A 16,646-nucleotide genomic window follows, 5' to 3' on the forward strand; every position below is an offset into this window, starting at 1 on the left:
GCGCCCGGCCGCTGACGTCGTCCGCTTTCTTGGCCCGGCGGGTCGACCTGTGGCACGCGCGCACGCGCGCGAGGTGGCCCCGCCATGTCAAGCGGGAGATCGCGCCCGAGCGCCGACCTTCGCCGCGACCGCCGGCCCGACCGACCAGCGCGCGGCAGGCTACCAGGGCTTCCGGCCGGTGGGTGTCGATTTCGTGAGAGGAGATCGGGGGCATCCGTAAGCGGTGCCCGGGTCGCCTCGGCGGCGAGCCGCGTCCCACGGCGAGCTCGGCCTCGACAGCGCCGAGGAGCCGGCCGCGTGCGCCGCGACATCAAGCCGGCGAACCTGTCCCAACGCGCCACCATGGCGCGCCGGCCGCCCGCTCCACCTGCATGGTGTTGAACACGGCGCAGCTCGGCGCGGCGCTCGCCTCGCCCGCGCGCAGCGGCGACCAGTCATCAAGATGAACTTGATAACTGCCTAGAGCCGCGGGCCCTCGCCCCTCGTCGCGCTGGATCTCGGCCTCGAGCGGGCCGCCGGCTCGGTCGACGCGACCGCGGGCCGGGCAACCGCGGTGATGAACACCGTGGTTCGGTTGATATGTTCAACAGATCAACTCAAAAACCCGAGTGATTCCGAGGTTCGCCGCACCGTACAGCAAACCTCCACCGCGGGGGCGGCCCGGTCTGGAGCTCGCCGGCGCGCAGCCCGACGCGCCTCCTCGCCGCCCGCGCCGTGGCCAGCGCTGACACGGCGCTCCGGACGCTCCGCGGTAGACGCACAGCGGCGTACACAGCGCCGTCCGTCGGCTCCAGAATCGACCCGCCCTGGCCGAACGCGCTTGCGTCAGTTACGAACGCATGCGATTGTTTCGGACGATGGCGCAAGCTCCGTTGACCACCGTATCCGGGCGGATCCTGCCTGCCACGGTCGAGCGGCTCGACCGCATCGCCGCAACCCTGGCACAGCGCCGCCCTGGAGAGATCGTGCAGCGGTCAGACGCACTGCGCGCCGCGATCGAGCGAGGTGTGGAGGTGCTCGAGCGAGAGCTCGGGATCCAACCGGCCGAGCCGTCGACCGACGCGCCCGCGACACCGAAGGGGGGGAAGAGCGCGGCGCGGACGCCGATGAAGAAGAAGTAGGCCCCAGAAGTAGAGCGGGCCGCCCGGGAGCTTGGACCCTCCCGAACGGCCCTTGATCGAACCCCTGTGCAACCAGGAGACGACCCATGGCTTCCGTACATCGCGCCACGCGCGGCGCCAAGAAGACGACGAAGAAGATCACCCCGAGCCGCCGGCAGGCATCGAAGCGCCCCGCCGGCAAGCCGCGCCCGGCCTCGCCCGGCAAGGCGGCGCGCACCGCATCCGCCGATCGGCCGAGCGTGCGGAGCACCATCAACAAGGTGCTGCGCGGGGCGCTCGAGCTCGCGGAACGGTTCGGCGCTCGCGAGGACGTGAACGGGCCGGCGACGCTGGCGCAGCTCGTCCTCCGGACCCTGATCTTCATGCTGGATCGCGCGGACGAGCCGCGCCTGCTCGCGTACCAGCGCGCGGTGCTCGCGTTCTCGGAGGCCGTGCGCGCGGCGAGCAGCGAGGCCTCGGGGCAGGTGGACGGCGCGGGCCGTGGTGATGGCAGCGCGCCCCCGGCGTCCGCTCCCTCTTCGCCGCCCGGCGGGTCTGCTCGGCGCCCGGAGCCAGCAGAGGAGCACCTGCGCGCGATCGGCTTCAAGTGCAAGCCGACTCAGGACGTATGGGACGCGGAGCTCGTTGACCTGATCCCGCACCTCTTCCCGGGCGAGTGGGACCCCGTGCACGCCATCCTCCAGGGCATCCAACGAGACGCGATGCTCATCCTGTCGGCCGTGCGAGATCCAGAAGGCGACATGACCCCGGAGGTCGAGATGGGGCTGTACACGCTGAGCCAGCGCGCCGAAGTTGTGCGAGCGCTGTACCAGCGCATCGTGGGGGCGTTCGAGCGACGAGTGCGCGCCGGTGGTGCGGGCAACGATGGAGACCGCTCGTGAGCCGCGCGTGTGCCGCCCAGCTGCGCCAGCGCACGACGTCGAGGCTCACGTCGAGCAAACCGCCCTCGGAGCCGCGCACGGCGCGGGCGCTGCGCCTCGACGCGATCACATACTTCGGCGTGCAGGCCGAGCACGGCGTGATGGTCATCCGGTCCAGCGGAGCGCGCGCCGGGCTGCTGACCGCGCGCGACGTGGACGGCACCCCCGTGTCCCTCGGGTGGGGCTACTTCGGGACGGGGCCGCTCGAGCTGGCGAGCGCCCTCCTGGCCGACGCGATCGGACCGGAGGCGGCTCGGCGGTTCGGGTGGGGCTTCTGCGTGCTCGTGACGGCGCTGCTGCCAGGCGACGGCGGGTGGTCGCTGACGAGGAGCGAGGTGCGGGCGCACGCGCGCGCCGCAGGGTGGAGGTGACCATGCGGGCGATCTTCGCGAGGAAGTTCAAGAGCGGGTACGAATGCTGGCCGGACGAGGCGGAAGGCCTGTCGGAGCTGGCCGAGTCCTTCCCCTCGCTGGCGGACGCGCCTGGCGTTCGACCGTTCCGCCCGCTGAAGCTCGCGCGGTGGGCGGACGAGAGGCTCCGGAGCGCGAAGGAGCCGCACGAGGCGGAGGGCCGGTCGCTGCTGGCGAGGCATCCGGAGCGGTTCGCGGTCCTGCACCGGGGGCGGCTCGAGGCTTCGCTTCTCGCAGCGGAGCGCGCGTATCAGTCGGCCGCATTCGTGCTCTCGCTCTACCCGGAGCACTACGCGCACGGCGCTGACGAGGATGTGCGGCGCGTGGTGGCGGGCTTCTCGCTGCTCGAGGCGACGCGGCTGCGCTGGAGCACATCGACCGATCCGGCGACCGACGAACCGAGCGACGCGCTGCGGGTCTGGGATCGGGCGCACCGCTCGGCCTTCGCCGCGTGGGCTGCCGAGGCGTGGCGCCCGCGGGGACTCATCCAGCGCTGGACCACGGAAGGAGAGCGGTAGCCATGCCGCGACGCGCGACGGGCAACGTCTACTTCAGCGCGGGGCGCTGGTACGCGCGGGTGAAGCTCGGGGAGAAGCTGCGCCCTAACATCGCCCTCCCGACCTGCACCACGGAGCAGCAGGCGATCGCCCGCAAGGACGTCCTCGCCGCTCTCGCGGCGAAGCTGCGGGCCGCGCCGCACGTCGCCCAGGACGTCGCGCGGGGGCTTCTCGAGCGCGCCGCGCAGCGCGACGGGAAGGCGCTGACAGCGGTCGTCGAGGCCGTCGAGATGGTCTGCCGAGCTCACCCGGGGGATCTCCCCGCGGTGGGCCCGGCAGGGCTCTCCCTGTCACCCTCGATGTCGTTCCAGGCCTTCGCCACGCTCTGGACCTCGGGGGAGCTGGCGAAGCGCTACCCCGACCACGTGAAGCGCAAGCGCAGCGTCTCGGACGACGTCTACCGCCTCGAGGCGCACGTCTACCCGATCGCCGGCGCCGTTCCGGTCGGGTCGTTCCAGCTGGACGACGCGGAGCGCGTCATGCGCTCGCTGCCGAGCGCCAGGGCGGCGAACACGCGGCGGCACGTCGCGCAGCTGATCGGGCGCGTGATGTCGCTCGCCGTCTTCCCGGCGCGGCTCATCACCGCGAGCCCGATCCCGAAGGGCTTCCTCCCGAAGCTCGGCGCGGCGAAGGCCATGGCCTACCTGTACCCGGACGAGGACGGGCGTCTCATGGGCTGCCGGGCGGTCCCGCTGTGCTTCCGCGTGCTGTACGGGTTCCTGAACCGCGAAGGCCTCCGGGCGAGTGAGGCCGCCGGGCTGACGTTCGGCGATCTCGACCTCGAGCGCGGCGCGATCCGGCTGGACGTGAACAAGACGGATGAGCCCCGCGCCTGGGGTCTCGGGCCTGACGTCGTGAGGGCGCTGAAGGCGTGGCGCGCGCTCCGGGGCAACCCGCCGGCCGACGCGCTCGTGTTCATCGACACGGTGGGCAAGGCCATCAACGTGGACCGCGGCGCGGAGCGCTTCCGGGGTCACCTGCGCGCCGCGGGCGTCGACCGCGCGGAGCTGTTCGAGCGGAGCGACGCGCGCCAGCCCATCCGGATCCACGATGCGCGGGCCTGCTTCATCACCGTGAACCTGGCCAACGGCCGCTCGGAGACGTGGATCGCTGACCGGACCGGACACCGCAGCTCGATCATGATCAACCGCTACCGGAGGGCGGCGCGCACCTTCTCGGAGCTCGGCTTGGGGCAGCTCGCGCCCCTCGACACGGCCATCCCGGAGCTCTCACCCAGCGGCGGCGGAAAGGGCGCGGGAAAGGGCGGAGAGGGGGAGAGCGCCTCGAGCGGTCCAGCGCGAAACAGCGGCAATCACCGTGTGGTGCACGAGGGGGGACTCGAACCCCCAAGCCTCCCGGCGCCGGAACCTAAAACCGGTGCGTATACCAATTCCGCCACTCGTGCGCGCGGACGCTTTTGGCACCCTACGCCAGCCTCATCAAGCGGGAAAATCAGTTTGGCGCGTTGCGCCGAACGCGTCAGGGAGGGGCAGCGCGAGCGGCCCGGACATGTGGCCCGCGGTACGTCGAGCCTGGAGCAACCGGCGGATCGGCGGACCGCGCCGCCTTGGCGGGGCCGCAAACCTGGGCTGGCCCGTGCGCACGAACCGCCCACCGACGGCCAGCGACGCGGTGGGTAAGCCGACAGGGTGGGGGGGCGCTCTTCGTCGGGGCGGAGAGGCGCTGCGGAGGGAGCGCGAAATGGGCACAGCGGCGGCCCCGGGGTCGGCGGGGCAGCCTCACCGGCAGCGACGCTCGAACGAGCGCGTTGCCGCCGAGAACAGGGGAAACGAGGCCCAGGCGACGGCGGCGCCTCGCCTTCGGCACGTGCGTTGCGAAGGGGGGACCGTCCGCGGACGCGGATGCTGCCGCTGAACGACGGAGGGGGCGCGCTCATCGCCGTCCTCGTCGATGCGGCGCAATTCGACTGCAAGCCGCAGGGATACCCGATGACGTACCAACCGAACGTTCTCCTCCTCGATCAGGACCATGTCCTCCGGAGGGCCACGGCGCTCCTCCTCTGCAACCGCGGCGCGCTCGTCAGCCCGGCCGCGACCTTGGAGGAAGCGATCTCCCTCTCCCGCGAGCGCGTCTACGACGTCGCGCTGATCGATCTCGCCCCTGGAACGAAAGGCGCCCGGGAGATCCTGGGCCGCCTGCGGCGCGAGGGCACGATGCCCCGGCGGGTCATCTTCTGTGCCGACGAGCCGGTCTCGTGCGACGGCACGGACGACGTCAGCGAGGTCCTGCTCAAGCCGTACGCCTTCGGTCGGCTGCTCAGCACGATCTTCGTCGACCTCAGCCCCCGGCCCTCCACGCAGTCCGGGGTCTTTCCTCGCCTCCGCCTGGTCCAGGGCGAACGCGCCGACCTGGAGGGGAGCCTCCCGAGCGCGCCTGGCGCTGCGACGGGTATGGAAGGCGTGGAAGGCCACCGCGCCGAGCGGCGCACCTTCATCGAGGCGAACGGCGCCGCGGTATACAGGCTCCAGCGCAGGCCGCGCAGCGGCACCTCCGGGCGGACGCTCAGGCCGTCGCGGCGAGCACCTCGAGGTGCTCGCCATCCCGGATGACGATCCGCCGCCGGTCGAACGCGATCAGGCCGGCGCGCTTCAGCTTGCCGAGCAGCAGGGTGACCGTCTCGCGGGTGGACCCGATCAGCAGCGCGATGTCCGCGTGCGTGAACGGGGCCGACACCAGCTGGCCGGCGGTGTGGGGCTGCCCCCATCGCCGCGCAGCGGCGCGGAGGAACTCGATCAGGCGCGCTTCGACCGTGCAGAGGAGCAGGGAGCCGAGGCGCGCCTCGGTCTCGAGCTTGCGCGCCACGAGCGCCGCCGCGAGCGCGCCGCGGAGCGCTGCGTCGGAGGCGAGCTGCCGCTCGAGACCGGCGAGCGGCACCACGAGGGCGTCCCCCTCGTCGAGCACCGTCGCGCTCTCGGAGGAGACCGTCGCGCCCGCGAGCGCGCCCTCGCCGACGAGGTCGCCAGGCCCGCGGTGCCCGAGCGGAACCACCCGACCGTCGGCGACGCGCTCGACCTTCACGCGACCCGCCCCGATCAGGAACAAGTGCCTCGGCGGCGCGCCCTGCTGGCAAAGGCACTGCCTGCGCGCGAGCCGCTCGACCCTGCCGAGCTCGAACAGAACCCGCCGGCTCGGTGAGGCCAGCGAGGCGAGGGGCGAGCGAGACAGGATCCGCTCCTTCTCGGCATCCTGCGAAGCCCCGCCGCGCACGCCCTCCACCTCCATCCCGTGCCCGTGCGTAGGTCCGCGCACCTTCGGCTTTCCCATCGCGCCTTCGCCCAACCTTTCGGGATTTCAAGCCTCCCGATCGGCGGCCGATAGTGCAACGATCGGCAGATGGGGGCCAATCCGAACTGGCTGCGGGCAGAGCTCCGCGCGGGGCGAAAAATCTACCGCAGCGAAGGCTGAAACCATGTTCAGCGGTGTAGGATGCAAGCCCCGCGCTATTTTTTGGTGCAGACGTGAAAGCAAGACCCGGGCCGCTGCCCCGTTCGATGCTACGTTGGGGGTGAGGCCACCAATGAGACACTCGATGGCACGAACCTCGCGCAATGCCCCGGCCCCCGTTCGGCGGGTGGCGCTGGCGGCGAACTGAGAGAAGGAGCTCCTCATGGGCATGGAGATGAAGCTCCAGTTCAAGCTGTCGCAGCAGCTTGTGATGACCCCGCAGCTGGTGCAGGCCATCCGGCTGCTGCAGCTCTCACGGCTCGAGCTGGTCGACGAGATCAGGAAGGAGCTGGACGGCAACCCTGTCCTCGCGGACGACATGACCGACCCGAAGGCGCGGGACGGCGACAAGGGGGATCAGCGGGGGAGGAACGCGGACCTGCCGACGGAGCAGCGGCTCGAGAACGGCGAGCGGTTCGACCGAGACACCGACATCGCGGCGCGCGAGACGGAGAAGCGGGTCAAGGAAGTGGACTGGGAGCAGTTCCTGGAAAACAGGCAGCTCCAGCAGGCTATGCCCGCGCACCGGGGCGGCTTCGAGGAGCTGCCGCCGATCGACCAGAACCTGACCAAGCCGTCGAACCTGCGTGACCACCTGCTCTGGCAGCTCCAGATGAGCGATTTCGTCGAGAACGAGCGGCAGTTCGCGCTGCTCGTCATCGGCAACCTCGACGAGAAGGGGTACCTCGACCTCAAGGGGGGCGAACGTCCGGACGGCACGAAGGGGCCCGACATCAGCCTCGTGGACCTGGCGCGGGAGGCGGAGCTCCACCCCGAGGACGCCGAGGAGGTGCTGTCGATGATCCAGCGCTTCGATCCGGTCGGGGTCGCGGCCCGCGACCTGTCGGAGTGCCTGCGGGTGCAGGCCGAGGTGCTCGGCTTCGACGCCATCGAGATGGCCATTATCAAGGACCACCTCCACAACGTGGAGCGGCGCAACTTCCCCGCGATCGCGAAGGCGCTGAAGATCCCGCTGGAGGAGGTCTACGACGCGGTCCAGGAGATCCAGAAGCTGGAGAGCGTGCCGGCGCGCAACTTCGCCGAGGTCGACGAGAAGACCATCGCCATCACCCCGGACGTGTACGTCATCAAGGACGGCACCCAGTTCGTCGTCACCGACAACGACAAGGGGCTCCAGCGGCTCTACATCAACGAGAACCTCGCCCAGCGGATGCTCAGGGACCCGAAGGCGAAGGAGTTCATCAGCGAGAAGCTCCGGAGCGCGCAGTGGCTGATCCGGGCCATCGAGCAGCGGCGGCGCACGATCATCAAGGTGACCGAGTGCATCGTCGAGAAGCAGCGCGAGTTCCTGGAGCGCGGCGTGGGCTACCTGAAGCCCATGATCCTCAGGGACGTCGCCGAGTCGGTGGGCATGCACGAGTCGACCATCTCCCGCGTGACGTCGAACAAGTACGTGCACACGCCCCAGGGGCTCTTCGAGCTGAAGTACTTCTTCAACTCATCCATCCACAGGGTCGCCGACGAAGACATCGCCTCGGAGAGCGTCAAGCAGGCGATCAAGAAGATCATCGTGGCCGAGGACAAGTCGAATCCCTACAGCGACCAGGCGATCGTCAAGATCCTCGAGGAGACGGACGGCATCAAGATCGCCCGCCGCACCGTGGCCAAGTACCGCGAGATGCTCGGCATCCTGAGCTCGTCGAAGCGCAAGAAGATGTTCTGAGCCGCGGCGGCCGGCCTCGGTCGCCCGCCCCTCTGCCACGCCGATCCTCATCACGGCCCCGAGCCATGCCCGCCGAACCGATCACGGCCGCCCAGATCTTCGAGCGCTTCTTCGCGCCCCACTACCCGCCCGACGCGCTCGCCGACCTGGCAGGCGCGCGCTCCACGGACGCGAACCCGGCTGGAAACCCGTCGATCCTGGCCCAGATCGACCACGCAGCGGAGGTGTTCGCCCGCCTCGCGCCCGCGGCGTTCGGCGCGCCCGACCTCGGGCTCGACTTCTCCGATGCGTCGGTCCACCGGCTGGGCGCGGCGCTCACGCGCGAGCGACGCGACGCCTGGCTCGCGCCGGCAGGCGGATCGAGCGGCGCGTCGGCGGCGAGCGGGGGCGGAGAGCCTCCCATGCTCGTCACCCTCGTGACGCACGGGGCGCTCTACGTGGGGGCGTGCGTCGTCAAGAATCACGGCGGAAAATGGCAGGTCCGGAGGCCCCTGTGGGAGTCGCTGGTCCGGCTCGAGTCGAGCGCAGGGACGGGCGATCTCGCGATCTTCCAGTGGTGGCTCAAGGCGCTCAGCGACGAGGAGATCGGCCGCGGCAGGCTCGTGGATCGCTACCGCACCCACGTGGAGGTGCCGACGTTCGACGCGGAGCGGCTGCCGATCCTCGCCGCGGGCGACCGGCGGATCCCGAAGCTCGCGAAGGTCCGTTACGACACGCTCTACAAGCACCTCCGCGCGCACCTGCCGGAGCTCAGGTCCGTGGGCGACGATTTCCCGTCCCCGGAGCGCTTCGAGGAGCTGGGCTTCAAGAGCATGGAGTTCGCGCTGCTCGGCGGCGGGCGGATGCTCCTCATGCACGGGGCGACCGCGGACGGGGTGCACCTGCTCTGGCTCGACGCGAACGGCTTCGTGAAGTCGCTTTACTACCCGGCGGACAGCTTCCCCGCCCACGTGGTCCAGATCGAGGGCCAGAAGATCCGGGTGATCGTGCCCGTCCGCGGCGAGAGCCAGGTGCACGAGATGCTCTGGTGGGGGGCGTAGCCGGCTCGCGCACGGAGCGCGCCGGCGGTAGGCTCGCCCCGTGCTCTCGCCCGACGTCCGCTTCGAGGGGTTCACCGCGACCGACTGGGTTCGCGTGCTGTCGTTGTTCCGGCCCAGGCGCGCGGGCATCGACGAGCGCGAGGTCGGCCGGCCGCGCGGCGGCGTCGTCGCGGTCCACGCGGGCGGCAAGCTGAGAAAGCTCGTGCACACGGACGCGGGCCGGCTCCGGATCGACGACGCGCAGCGCGCCCTCCCGCTCTCCGCGGAGGAGCTCGCCGCGAGCCACCACGCGAGCTGGGCCGCCGTGCTCGAGGCGGGTGTCCTCGAGGCCATCGTGGAGCGGTTCGGGGCGCGGGTGCGGCGCGGTGACGATCTCATCGGCCAGTCGCTCCTGCTGCTGCAGCTCGCGCGCGAGGAGCTCCTCGCGGGGAGGATCGATCTCTGGCCGGCGAGGCTGCGCGGCGTGCCGATGCCCTCGGCGGGCGTCGTGCGCGGCACGCTGGAGTCGCTCGCAGGGGTCGGCAAGACGGTGGTGATCGGCCTGTTCGAGGGCGGGGAGCTCTGGACGAGCGTCGCGCTCCGCCGCGACGCCCGCGGGATCAACCTGATCCTCGGGCCGGACGAGGTGCGGGAGGACATGGGGCTGCTCGCGGGCGACTGGCGGCGCGACTACAGGCACCTCTCGCGCGCCATCGAGGAGCGGGCAGGGGAGCTGTCGCTCGGCTGCTTCGCGGAGGCGGAGACCATCCGGCAGCTCGAGGTCGACCCGAGCCCGGGCGCCTGGGCCAGGGCGGTGGCGGTGCGCGACGTGATCCTCGCGCCGGTGCCGGCGGCCCTCGCCATCCCGCTCGGGATCGACGCGGGGCGCGCGGCGCTCAGCGCGCTCCGCGCGCTCGTGGAGCGGATCGACCCGATGGGGATCGTGGCGCCAGCGGTGCGGGCGGTGCTCGAGCGGGCCGGCACCGACAGCGACATGGCCGCGATGCTGCCGTTCCACCCGCTGGAGCTCCTCCGCAAGCTGATCAGCCGGGATCGCTGAGCCGGCGCGGCCCCGCCGCAGCGCAGCGCGCACCTCCAGCGCGGCCGCGCTGCCTGGCTCAGGGGTGCGCGGTGCTCGAGTCGCCGCCCTGGACGGCGGGCGCGAGCTGGAAGCGGCGCTCCTCGCAGGCGTACGCCGTCGGGGTCAGCTCGATGACGGTGTGCAGCGGGATCGGCAGCGTGGGGCACGAGGGCGCGGGGCGATCCACGAGGTAGGCGTAGAGCGCGCGCAGCACCGCCTGGTGGCCGATCACGAGCACGGGCGAGCGCTGGCGCTCGAGCTGGATGATCAGCGGGTCGAGGCGCTGGATGACGTCCTCGTACGACTCGCCGCGCGGGTAGCGGTAGCGGAACTTGTCGGCCGCGCGCGCGTGGAAGACCTCGGGCATCTGCTGGCGGATCTCCTCGTACGTCATGCCCTCGCAGACGCCCGCGTCGATCTCGTCGAGGGCGCGCCAGGCGACGTGGTTCTGCGTCATCGGGCGCGCGGTCTGGATGGTGCGGCGCAGCGTGCTCGTCCAGACGTTGACGTGCTCGTCGCCGGCGCGCTCGCGGATGAACGCGGAGAGGTTCTTCGCGTACTCGTCGCCGCGCGCGCTGAGATCCGAGTCGCCGCCGAGCAGCCCCTTCTCGTTGAACACGCTCTCCCCGTGGCGCGTCAGCCAGATCGGGTGCGGCGTGAGGTGCATGTTCATCAAGAGCGGGACGAGGCGCGCCGGCAGGTAGCCGTGGATGCGGTTCAGCACGACCTGGCGGCCGACGTCGATGATCTTGATGTAGCTCCGCTCCGGCTCACCGAGCGGCTCGTACGCGCGGGCGTAGTGCGCGATGCGCGCGCGGAAGTCGCGCAGCGCCGCCTCCGGGTCGACGCCCTGGTAGTCCGGCGAGCGGAGCTTCGTCTCGCGGACGTTGGTCTCGATGATCGACTCTTCGTTGCAGATCGACTCGATGAAGACGACCGGGAAGCCGTGCGCCTGGCAGCGCTCGGTGACGAGGTTCCGGCGAGCGCGCGTGCTGTTCGTGGCGTCGTAGATCGCCACCTCGCCGCCGGAGCTGAGCCAGCCGATGAGGTCGTCGAGGGCGGTCATCGCCATGCCGAGGAGCGCCTGGCGTCCCTCGGTGTTGTTGGGGTCGAAGAACTGGTGCGGCTGCGCGGTGCCGAGGTGCGCGCGGCGGTAGTTGCCCACGTTGAAGAGCCGCGTGGGGTGGCCGAGCCACGACAGGTACCGCGCGATCTTGCGGGCGATGGACGTCTTGCCACGGGCGGGCAGGCCCACCATGGCGAGCACGATCGGCGAGGAGTCACGCGCGAGCGAGACCATGGGAGCGTTCTAGCCGATGACGGTACGGCCGGCGACGATGACGGAGAGCAGGCGGCCGCTGCGCTGTCCGTCGCGCCGGTACGAGAAGAAGCGGGCGGGGTCACACGCGGTGCAGCCAGGGACGTCCTCGACCGAGGTCGCGTCCAGGCCGACCTCGGTGAGCTGGGCCTTGAGGATGCGGCGGACGTCGACGTGCGGGCGCGCGCCGGGCGCCCCGCGGACGACGGCGGCGGCGCCCGCGCTGGAGGACGCGGCGAGATCGGCGGCGACGTCGTCGCCGACCTCGAAGCAGCAGGCCTCGATGTGCGGGCCGATGGCCGCGACGAGATCCGCGCCGGTGCCGGCGAGCGAGCGGAGCGCGCGGGCCGCCTCGACCACGACCCGACGGACGGTCCCACGCCAGCCGCTGTGGACCGCGGCGACGGCGCCGGTCCGGCGATCGGCGAGGAGGATCGGGGCGCAGTCGGCGCTGCGGACACTGCAGCCGACGCCGGGTACACGCGAGAGGGTCACGTCCCCCACCTCGCGGACGACGTCGTCGCGATCCTCCTCACCGGTGAGGACCCGCGCCTCGACGCCGTGGACCTGGCTGAGGAAATAGAGCCGCGCGGCCGGGATGCCGAGGCGCCGCCCGGCGCGCTCCAGGTTCTCCCGGACGGCGGCGGGGTCGTCGCCGAGGGCGATGGCGAAGCTCAGGGTGTCCCACGGGGGGGCGCTGACGCCGCCGCGCCGCGTGAAGAAGGCGTGCGAGAAGCCGGCGGCGGCGAGGAGCGGGCTCTCGAGCGCCTCGGCGGCCCCGGGGGCGTCGATTTTTACGGTCATTTTGGCTCCACGGCGGGATCCGCTGCGTCGGCTGCTTCGGTCATAGACGATACGGGTGGGTTGCGTGGTATTTTCCGGCTCCACGCATGGCTGCCGGTCCGGACCCGAATATCGGTCGAGATCTGCTCGGAGGGCAGTTCCAGATCCTTCAGAAGATCGGCTCCGGCGGCATGGGGTCGGTCTACAAGGCCGCGCAGCCGGCGATGAACCGGATGGTGGCGGTGAAGATCCTCCACCCCAAGCTCGCGAACCGGAAGGATCTCGTGTCCCGCTTCCGCCGCGAGGCGCGGGCGATGAGCCACCTCACGCACCCGAACACGGTCAAGGTGCTGCTCTACGGCGAGCTCGAGGACGGCTCGCTGTACATCGTGATGGAGTACCTGGAGGGCAAGAACCTGAACCAGGTGGTCCGCAAGGAAGGGCCGCTGCCCGTCGAGCGCGCGATCCCGGTCCTCATCCAGGTCTGCGGCGCGCTGCAGGAGGCGCACATCCAGGGGATCGTGCACCGCGATCTCAAGCCCGAGAACATCTTCCTGTCGACCAACGGCGGGCTGAAGGACTACCCGAAGGTGCTCGACTTCGGCCTCGCGAAGGTGACGGAGCGCGAGCTCAGGCCGGGGTCGGTGATGCTCACGCAGGAGGGCATGGTCTTCGGGACGCCGGAGTTCATGTCGCCCGAGCAAGCGCAGGGCAAGGTGCTCGACGCGCGGAGCGACATCTACTCGCTCGCGACGATCTTGTACGAGGTGCTCACGGGCAAGCTGCCGTTCGAGGCGCGCACGCCCATGGAGTACATCCAGCACCACGTAACGAGGAACCCGATCCCGCTCGATGACCGCGTCCCCGGGAAGCAGTTTCCGCCGGGGCTCAGCGTGGTGCTCGCCAAGGCGCTCGAGAAGCGGCCGGAGGATCGGTTCGAGTCGGCCGCGGAGTTCGCGGACGCGCTCAAGCCGTTCGCGGGCGGCGCGGGCAAGGGCTACACGGCGATGATGCCGAAGAAGGCGAACGCGGTGCTCGAGCAAGCGTCGAAACAGCACGCCGCCGCGCTCCAGGCGAACAAGTCGTCCGCGCCGTCCGCGTTCAAGTCGCCCGCGAAGACGGTGAAGATGGTCCAGCAGCCGCCGGCGCCGTCCGCAAAGCCAGCGCCCGCGCCGGCGCCCCTCGCCAAGCCGCCCAGCAAGGCGCCGGCCAAGGCGGAGGCGAAGCCGCTGCTCCTCGTCGGCATCGCGGCGGGCTGCCTGATCGCAGGCATCCTGATCACCATCGTGGCCATGCGTCTGTTCCAGGGCTGATCCTCCGCGAGCGCGCCCCGGATCGAGGCGGGCCTTCGCGGGCGTGCTAGCGTCGCCGCGCCGGCGCGCCGGGCGCTCTGGATGCGCATCGCCTGCGCCAGCGTTCACGGGGACGGCGTCATGGCCTCGGAGCAATCACGGAATCCAGGGGGAAACGAGAACGATCCGGTCAGGAAGACCGATGCGCCGGATCGGGCGTCGGAGCCGCTGCGTCAGGCATCGGACCCGTTGCGTCAGGCGTCGGATCCGCTGCGTCAGGCGTCGGAGCCGCCGGCGCGGCGGTCGGGGCCGCCGGGGCGAGGGAGCGAGCCGCCGGAGCGGATCAGCGGGGCAACGCGGCCGGCGAGCGCGCCGCACATCGAGGGCGCGCAGCGCTTGCCCAGCCAGCCGGAAGGAGCGCCCCCGCAGGACAGAGGCCCCAGGATCGCGACGTGGGCGAAGCGCATCGGGATCGCGCTCGCGGCGCTGCTCGTCCTCGCCGCCGCCACGATCGCGCTCGTCATCCGGCACTACGAGGCGGATCTCCCCTCGACCCACGAGCTCAAGGACTACCGGCCCCCGCAGGTGACGCGCATCCTCGCGCGCGACGGGACGCGCCTCGGCGAGGTCTTCACCGAGCGGCGCACCGTGGTGCGCATCGGCGAGATCCCGAGCCAGGTGAAGCTGGCCGCGCTCGCGGCCGAGGACGCAGGCTTCTACGAGCACGCAGGGCTGAACTACCTCGGCATGCTCCGCGCGCTCGCGGTGAACCTCCGCTCGACCCGGGCCCGGCAGGGCGCGAGCACCATCACGCAGCAGGTCGTGAAGAACGTCCTGCTCACGCCGGATCGGACCTTCAACCGCAAGGCGCGCGAGATCATCCTCGCCCGCAAGATCGAGCAGGAGCTCACCAAGGACGAGATCCTGGAGCTCTACCTCAACAAGATCTACTTCGGCCACGGCCGCTACGGGGTCGAGGAGGCGAGCCGCTACTACTTCGGGAAGAGCGTGCGCGACGTGACGCTCGCCGAGGCCGCGCTGCTCGTCGCCATCGTGAAGGGGCCGTCTGTGTACTCGCCGCGGGTGAACCTCGAGCGCGCCGCGGCGCGGCGGGACTTCGTGCTCGATCAGATGCAGCGCAAGGCCTTCGCGGACGAGATCCAGGTGGCGCAGGCGAAGCAGGAGCCGGTCGTGCTCGCCATCGAGACCGAATCGCTCGCCGAGCTCGCGCCCGAGGTGGTCGCCGAGGCGCAGCGCCTGTTGCGTGAGCTCGTCGGGCCCGCCGCGCAGCAGGGCGGCTACACGATCACGACCACGATCGATCCGGCGATGCAGGCGGCGGCGCGCGCGTCCGTCCGCAAGAACCTCGACGCCTACGCGAAGCGGCACAAGCTGCTCGGCCCGCTCGCGCGGAGCAAGAAAGAGCCGCCGGCCTTCGACGGGACGCCCGCCGGCCACAAGGTCTTCCGGGGGGTCGTGACGGGCGCCGACGACGCCCGAGGGACGCTCTCGGTGCGCGTGGGCACGCTGGAAGGCACGGTCACGCTCCGCGGCGCGCAGCGGTACAACCCGAGCGGGCTCCCGCCGAGCAAGTTCGCCGACGTCGACAAGGTGGTGCGCGTCAGCCTGATCGGCCCCGCGCCGGAGCCGGTCGTCGAAGCGGCCGCCGCAGGCCAGGAAGAGGACGAGGACGCCGCCGGAGAGGCAGGGCGCGCCGCGCCCGCTGGCAAACCGGGGAAGCCCGCGGCCCCGGTGCCGCTGCGGCTCGAGCTCGGACCCGAGGGGGCGCTCGTCGCGATCGACGTGCGGACGCGCGAGATCGTCGCCCTCGTCGGCAGCTACGAGGCGATGCGCGGCGGGCTCGACCGGGCGACGTTCGCGCGGCGGCAGCCAGGGTCGACGTTCAAGGCGTTCGTCTACGGCTACGGCATCCACGCGCGCACGCTGACGCCGGCGACGATCCTCGACACCGATCCGCTGGCCATCGCCGGGTACAAGCCGCAGAACTACGACGAGAGCGAGGGGAAGTCGCCGGCGCGGCTCCGGGAGGCGGCGGCGCACAGCGTGAACGTGGCCGCGGTGTCGGCGCTGTCGCGCGTCGGCGCCTCGAACGTGGTCGCCTTCGCCGGCGCGCTCGGCGTCCAGTCGAAGCTCGGCGCAGACCTGTCGCTCGCCCTCGGCGCCTACGAGGTCACGCCGCGAGAGATGGCCGCCGCGTACGCGAGCATCGCCGCGGGAGGCGTCCACGAGCAGCCGGTCCTGATCACGAAGATCGTCGGGCCCGGCGGGGTGGAGATCCCGCTGCCGCCACGCCGTCCGGGGCACCGCGTGATGGAGGAGGCGGAGGCCTATGTGCTCACGAGCGTGCTGACGTCGGTCGTGCAGAGCGGGACCGCCAGGCAGGCGCGCTCGCTGGGGCGCCCGATCGCCGGCAAGACGGGGACGACGAACCAGTCGAAGGACACCTGGTTCGTGGGCTACTCGACCGACATCGCGTGCGCCGTGTGGACCGGTTACGACGACGCGGCGCCGCTCGGCAACGGCGAGACGGGCGCCATGGCGGCGCTGCCGGCGTTCGTGGATTTCATGAAGCAGGCGCACGCGAAGCGCCCGGCCGTCGATTTCCCGGTGCCGAGCGGGGTCGTGCGCGTGAAGATCGATCCGCTGACGGGTCTCCTCGCGCGCGAGGGGCAGGAAGACGCCATCGAGGAGGTGTTCGTCGCCGGGACGGAGCCGACCGAGGAGGCGCAGGTCCCCGAGGCGGACGCGGGCGCGGAGCCGGCGGACGGCGGGGCGCCAGCCGAGCAGCCGGGCACCCCGCCGGCGGCAGGCGAGGGGCCGCGGCCGGTGGAGCCAGGGGCCGCGCCAGCGCCGGTCGAGTCGGAGCACGCGCCGGAGCCGGGCCCGCTGCCGACCGGCGAGACGGCGCCGCCGCCGTTCTGAGGGGCGCGGGCGCACGAGCGCTCTGATCGGCGAGAGGGAGGGGGAGGCCGAGG

Annotated in this window: 14 protein-coding genes, 1 tRNA gene and 1 pseudogene; 11 read left to right on the forward strand and 5 right to left on the reverse strand. The window is 71.6% G+C overall.

Features of this window, described 5'->3' with window-relative positions; all coding sequences use genetic code 11:
• Positions 1-872: 872 nt before the first annotated feature.
• The 4 genes from WMF46_RS00245 to WMF46_RS00260 all read left to right on the forward strand — a co-directional run bounded on the left by WMF46_RS00245 (position 873) and on the right by WMF46_RS00260 (position 2,969).
• Positions 873-1,121 carry a hypothetical protein gene (locus WMF46_RS00245; protein ID WP_437983741.1) on the forward strand — a complete coding sequence of 83 codons (249 nt, stop codon included), beginning with the start codon at positions 873-875 and terminating at the stop codon, positions 1,119-1,121.
• Positions 1,122-1,207: 86 nt separating this feature from the next.
• On the forward strand, positions 1,208-2,002 hold the full coding sequence (locus WMF46_RS00250; RefSeq protein WP_437983742.1) for a hypothetical protein: 795 nt from the start codon (positions 1,208-1,210) through the stop codon (positions 2,000-2,002).
• Entirely contained in the window at positions 1,999-2,412 is a 414-nt protein-coding gene (locus WMF46_RS00255; RefSeq protein WP_437983743.1) for a DUF6166 domain-containing protein, read from the forward strand. Before WMF46_RS00250 ends, WMF46_RS00255 begins: the two co-directional genes overlap by 4 nt.
• Positions 2,413-2,414: 2 nt before the next feature.
• On the forward strand, positions 2,415-2,969 hold the full coding sequence (locus WMF46_RS00260; protein WP_437714966.1) for a hypothetical protein: 555 nt from the start codon (positions 2,415-2,417) through the stop codon (positions 2,967-2,969).
• Positions 2,970-3,426: 457 nt separating this feature from the next.
• Here WMF46_RS00260 and WMF46_RS00265 read toward each other — a convergent pair whose 3' ends face one another.
• Positions 3,427-3,645, reverse strand: a complete 219-nt coding sequence (locus WMF46_RS00265; RefSeq protein ID WP_437714967.1) for a hypothetical protein — start codon at positions 3,643-3,645, stop codon at positions 3,427-3,429.
• Positions 3,646-3,679: 34 nt separating this feature from the next.
• On the opposite strand from WMF46_RS00265, the pseudogene WMF46_RS00270 reads away from it, so the two are divergent.
• A pseudogene (locus WMF46_RS00270) lies at positions 3,680-4,162 on the forward strand (tyrosine-type recombinase/integrase); the annotation flags it as partial.
• 166 nt (positions 4,163-4,328) lie between these two features.
• Here the strand turns inward: WMF46_RS00270 and WMF46_RS00275 are convergent.
• Positions 4,329-4,413: transfer RNA gene (locus tag WMF46_RS00275), tRNA-Leu, on the reverse strand.
• A 457-nt stretch (positions 4,414-4,870) separates the two neighbouring features.
• On the opposite strand from WMF46_RS00275, the gene WMF46_RS00280 reads away from it, so the two are divergent.
• The gene (locus WMF46_RS00280; RefSeq protein WP_437983744.1) at positions 4,871-5,578 is read left to right on the forward strand and encodes a response regulator; all 708 of its coding nucleotides are present in this window, start codon (positions 4,871-4,873) and stop codon (positions 5,576-5,578) included.
• Here the strand turns inward: WMF46_RS00280 and WMF46_RS00285 are convergent.
• Positions 5,532-6,293 carry a Crp/Fnr family transcriptional regulator gene (locus WMF46_RS00285; RefSeq protein WP_437983745.1) on the reverse strand — a complete coding sequence of 254 codons (762 nt, stop codon included), beginning with the start codon at positions 6,291-6,293 and terminating at the stop codon, positions 5,532-5,534. The two genes, WMF46_RS00280 and WMF46_RS00285, sit on opposite strands and share 47 nt — an antisense overlap.
• 343 nt (positions 6,294-6,636) lie before the next feature.
• On the opposite strand from WMF46_RS00285, the gene rpoN reads away from it, so the two are divergent.
• The 3 genes from rpoN (at position 6,637) to WMF46_RS00300 (ending at position 10,236) form a co-directional block, all read left to right on the forward strand.
• Entirely contained in the window at positions 6,637-8,157 is a 1,521-nt protein-coding gene (gene rpoN, locus WMF46_RS00290) for an RNA polymerase factor sigma-54 (protein ID WP_437983746.1), read from the forward strand.
• 65 nt (positions 8,158-8,222) lie between these two features.
• Positions 8,223-9,197, forward strand: a complete 975-nt coding sequence (locus tag WMF46_RS00295; protein WP_437983747.1) for a hypothetical protein — start codon at positions 8,223-8,225, stop codon at positions 9,195-9,197.
• A gap of 40 nt (positions 9,198-9,237) precedes the next feature.
• A complete protein-coding gene (locus WMF46_RS00300) occupies positions 9,238-10,236 on the forward strand; it encodes a hypothetical protein (protein ID WP_437714972.1) in 999 nt (332 codons plus the stop codon).
• A 58-nt stretch (positions 10,237-10,294) separates the two neighbouring features.
• Here the strand turns inward: WMF46_RS00300 and WMF46_RS00305 are convergent, their stop codons facing one another.
• Together WMF46_RS00305 and pgeF are read right to left on the reverse strand one after the other, a co-directional pair.
• A complete protein-coding gene (locus WMF46_RS00305; RefSeq protein ID WP_437548452.1) occupies positions 10,295-11,557 on the reverse strand; it encodes a bifunctional nucleoside/nucleotide kinase/histidine phosphatase family protein in 1,263 nt (420 codons plus the stop codon).
• Positions 11,558-11,566: 9 nt separating this feature from the next.
• The gene (gene pgeF, locus WMF46_RS00310; protein WP_437983748.1) at positions 11,567-12,379 is read right to left on the reverse strand and encodes a peptidoglycan editing factor PgeF; all 813 of its coding nucleotides are present in this window, start codon (positions 12,377-12,379) and stop codon (positions 11,567-11,569) included.
• An 86-nt stretch (positions 12,380-12,465) separates the two neighbouring features.
• On the opposite strand from pgeF, the gene WMF46_RS00315 reads away from it, so the two are divergent.
• Positions 12,466-13,671, forward strand: a complete 1,206-nt coding sequence (locus WMF46_RS00315; RefSeq protein WP_437983749.1) for a serine/threonine-protein kinase — start codon at positions 12,466-12,468, stop codon at positions 13,669-13,671.
• A gap of 81 nt (positions 13,672-13,752) precedes the next feature.
• A complete protein-coding gene (locus tag WMF46_RS00320; protein WP_437983750.1) occupies positions 13,753-16,593 on the forward strand; it encodes a PBP1A family penicillin-binding protein in 2,841 nt (946 codons plus the stop codon).
• Positions 16,594-16,646 lie beyond the last annotated feature (53 nt).

This window comes from Sorangium sp. So ce117 (assembly GCF_051524395.1).
GTDB classification, from domain to species: domain Bacteria; phylum Myxococcota_A; class Polyangia; order Polyangiales; family Polyangiaceae; genus Sorangium; species Sorangium cellulosum_B.

Excerpts from the sequence above, each read along its gene's own strand:
- WMF46_RS00280 (WP_437983744.1), top strand. The coding sequence starts at position 4,871 with ATGCTGCCGCTGAACGACGGAGGGGGCGCGCTCATCGCCGTCCTCGTC.
- pgeF (WP_437983748.1), bottom strand. The coding sequence starts at position 12,379 with ATGACCGTAAAAATCGACGCCCCCGGGGCCGCCGAGGCGCTCGAGAGC.
- WMF46_RS00285 (WP_437983745.1), bottom strand. The coding sequence starts at position 6,293 with ATGGGAAAGCCGAAGGTGCGCGGACCTACGCACGGGCACGGGATGGAG.
- WMF46_RS00260 (WP_437714966.1), top strand. The coding sequence starts at position 2,415 with ATGCGGGCGATCTTCGCGAGGAAGTTCAAGAGCGGGTACGAATGCTGG.
- WMF46_RS00305 (WP_437548452.1), bottom strand. The coding sequence starts at position 11,557 with ATGGTCTCGCTCGCGCGTGACTCCTCGCCGATCGTGCTCGCCATGGTG.
- rpoN (WP_437983746.1), top strand. The coding sequence starts at position 6,637 with ATGGGCATGGAGATGAAGCTCCAGTTCAAGCTGTCGCAGCAGCTTGTG.
- WMF46_RS00250 (WP_437983742.1), top strand. The coding sequence starts at position 1,208 with ATGGCTTCCGTACATCGCGCCACGCGCGGCGCCAAGAAGACGACGAAG.
- WMF46_RS00295 (WP_437983747.1), top strand. The coding sequence starts at position 8,223 with ATGCCCGCCGAACCGATCACGGCCGCCCAGATCTTCGAGCGCTTCTTC.
- WMF46_RS00315 (WP_437983749.1), top strand. The coding sequence starts at position 12,466 with ATGGCTGCCGGTCCGGACCCGAATATCGGTCGAGATCTGCTCGGAGGG.
- WMF46_RS00320 (WP_437983750.1), top strand. The coding sequence starts at position 13,753 with ATGCGCATCGCCTGCGCCAGCGTTCACGGGGACGGCGTCATGGCCTCG.
- WMF46_RS00265 (WP_437714967.1), bottom strand. The coding sequence starts at position 3,645 with ATGGCCTTCGCCGCGCCGAGCTTCGGGAGGAAGCCCTTCGGGATCGGG.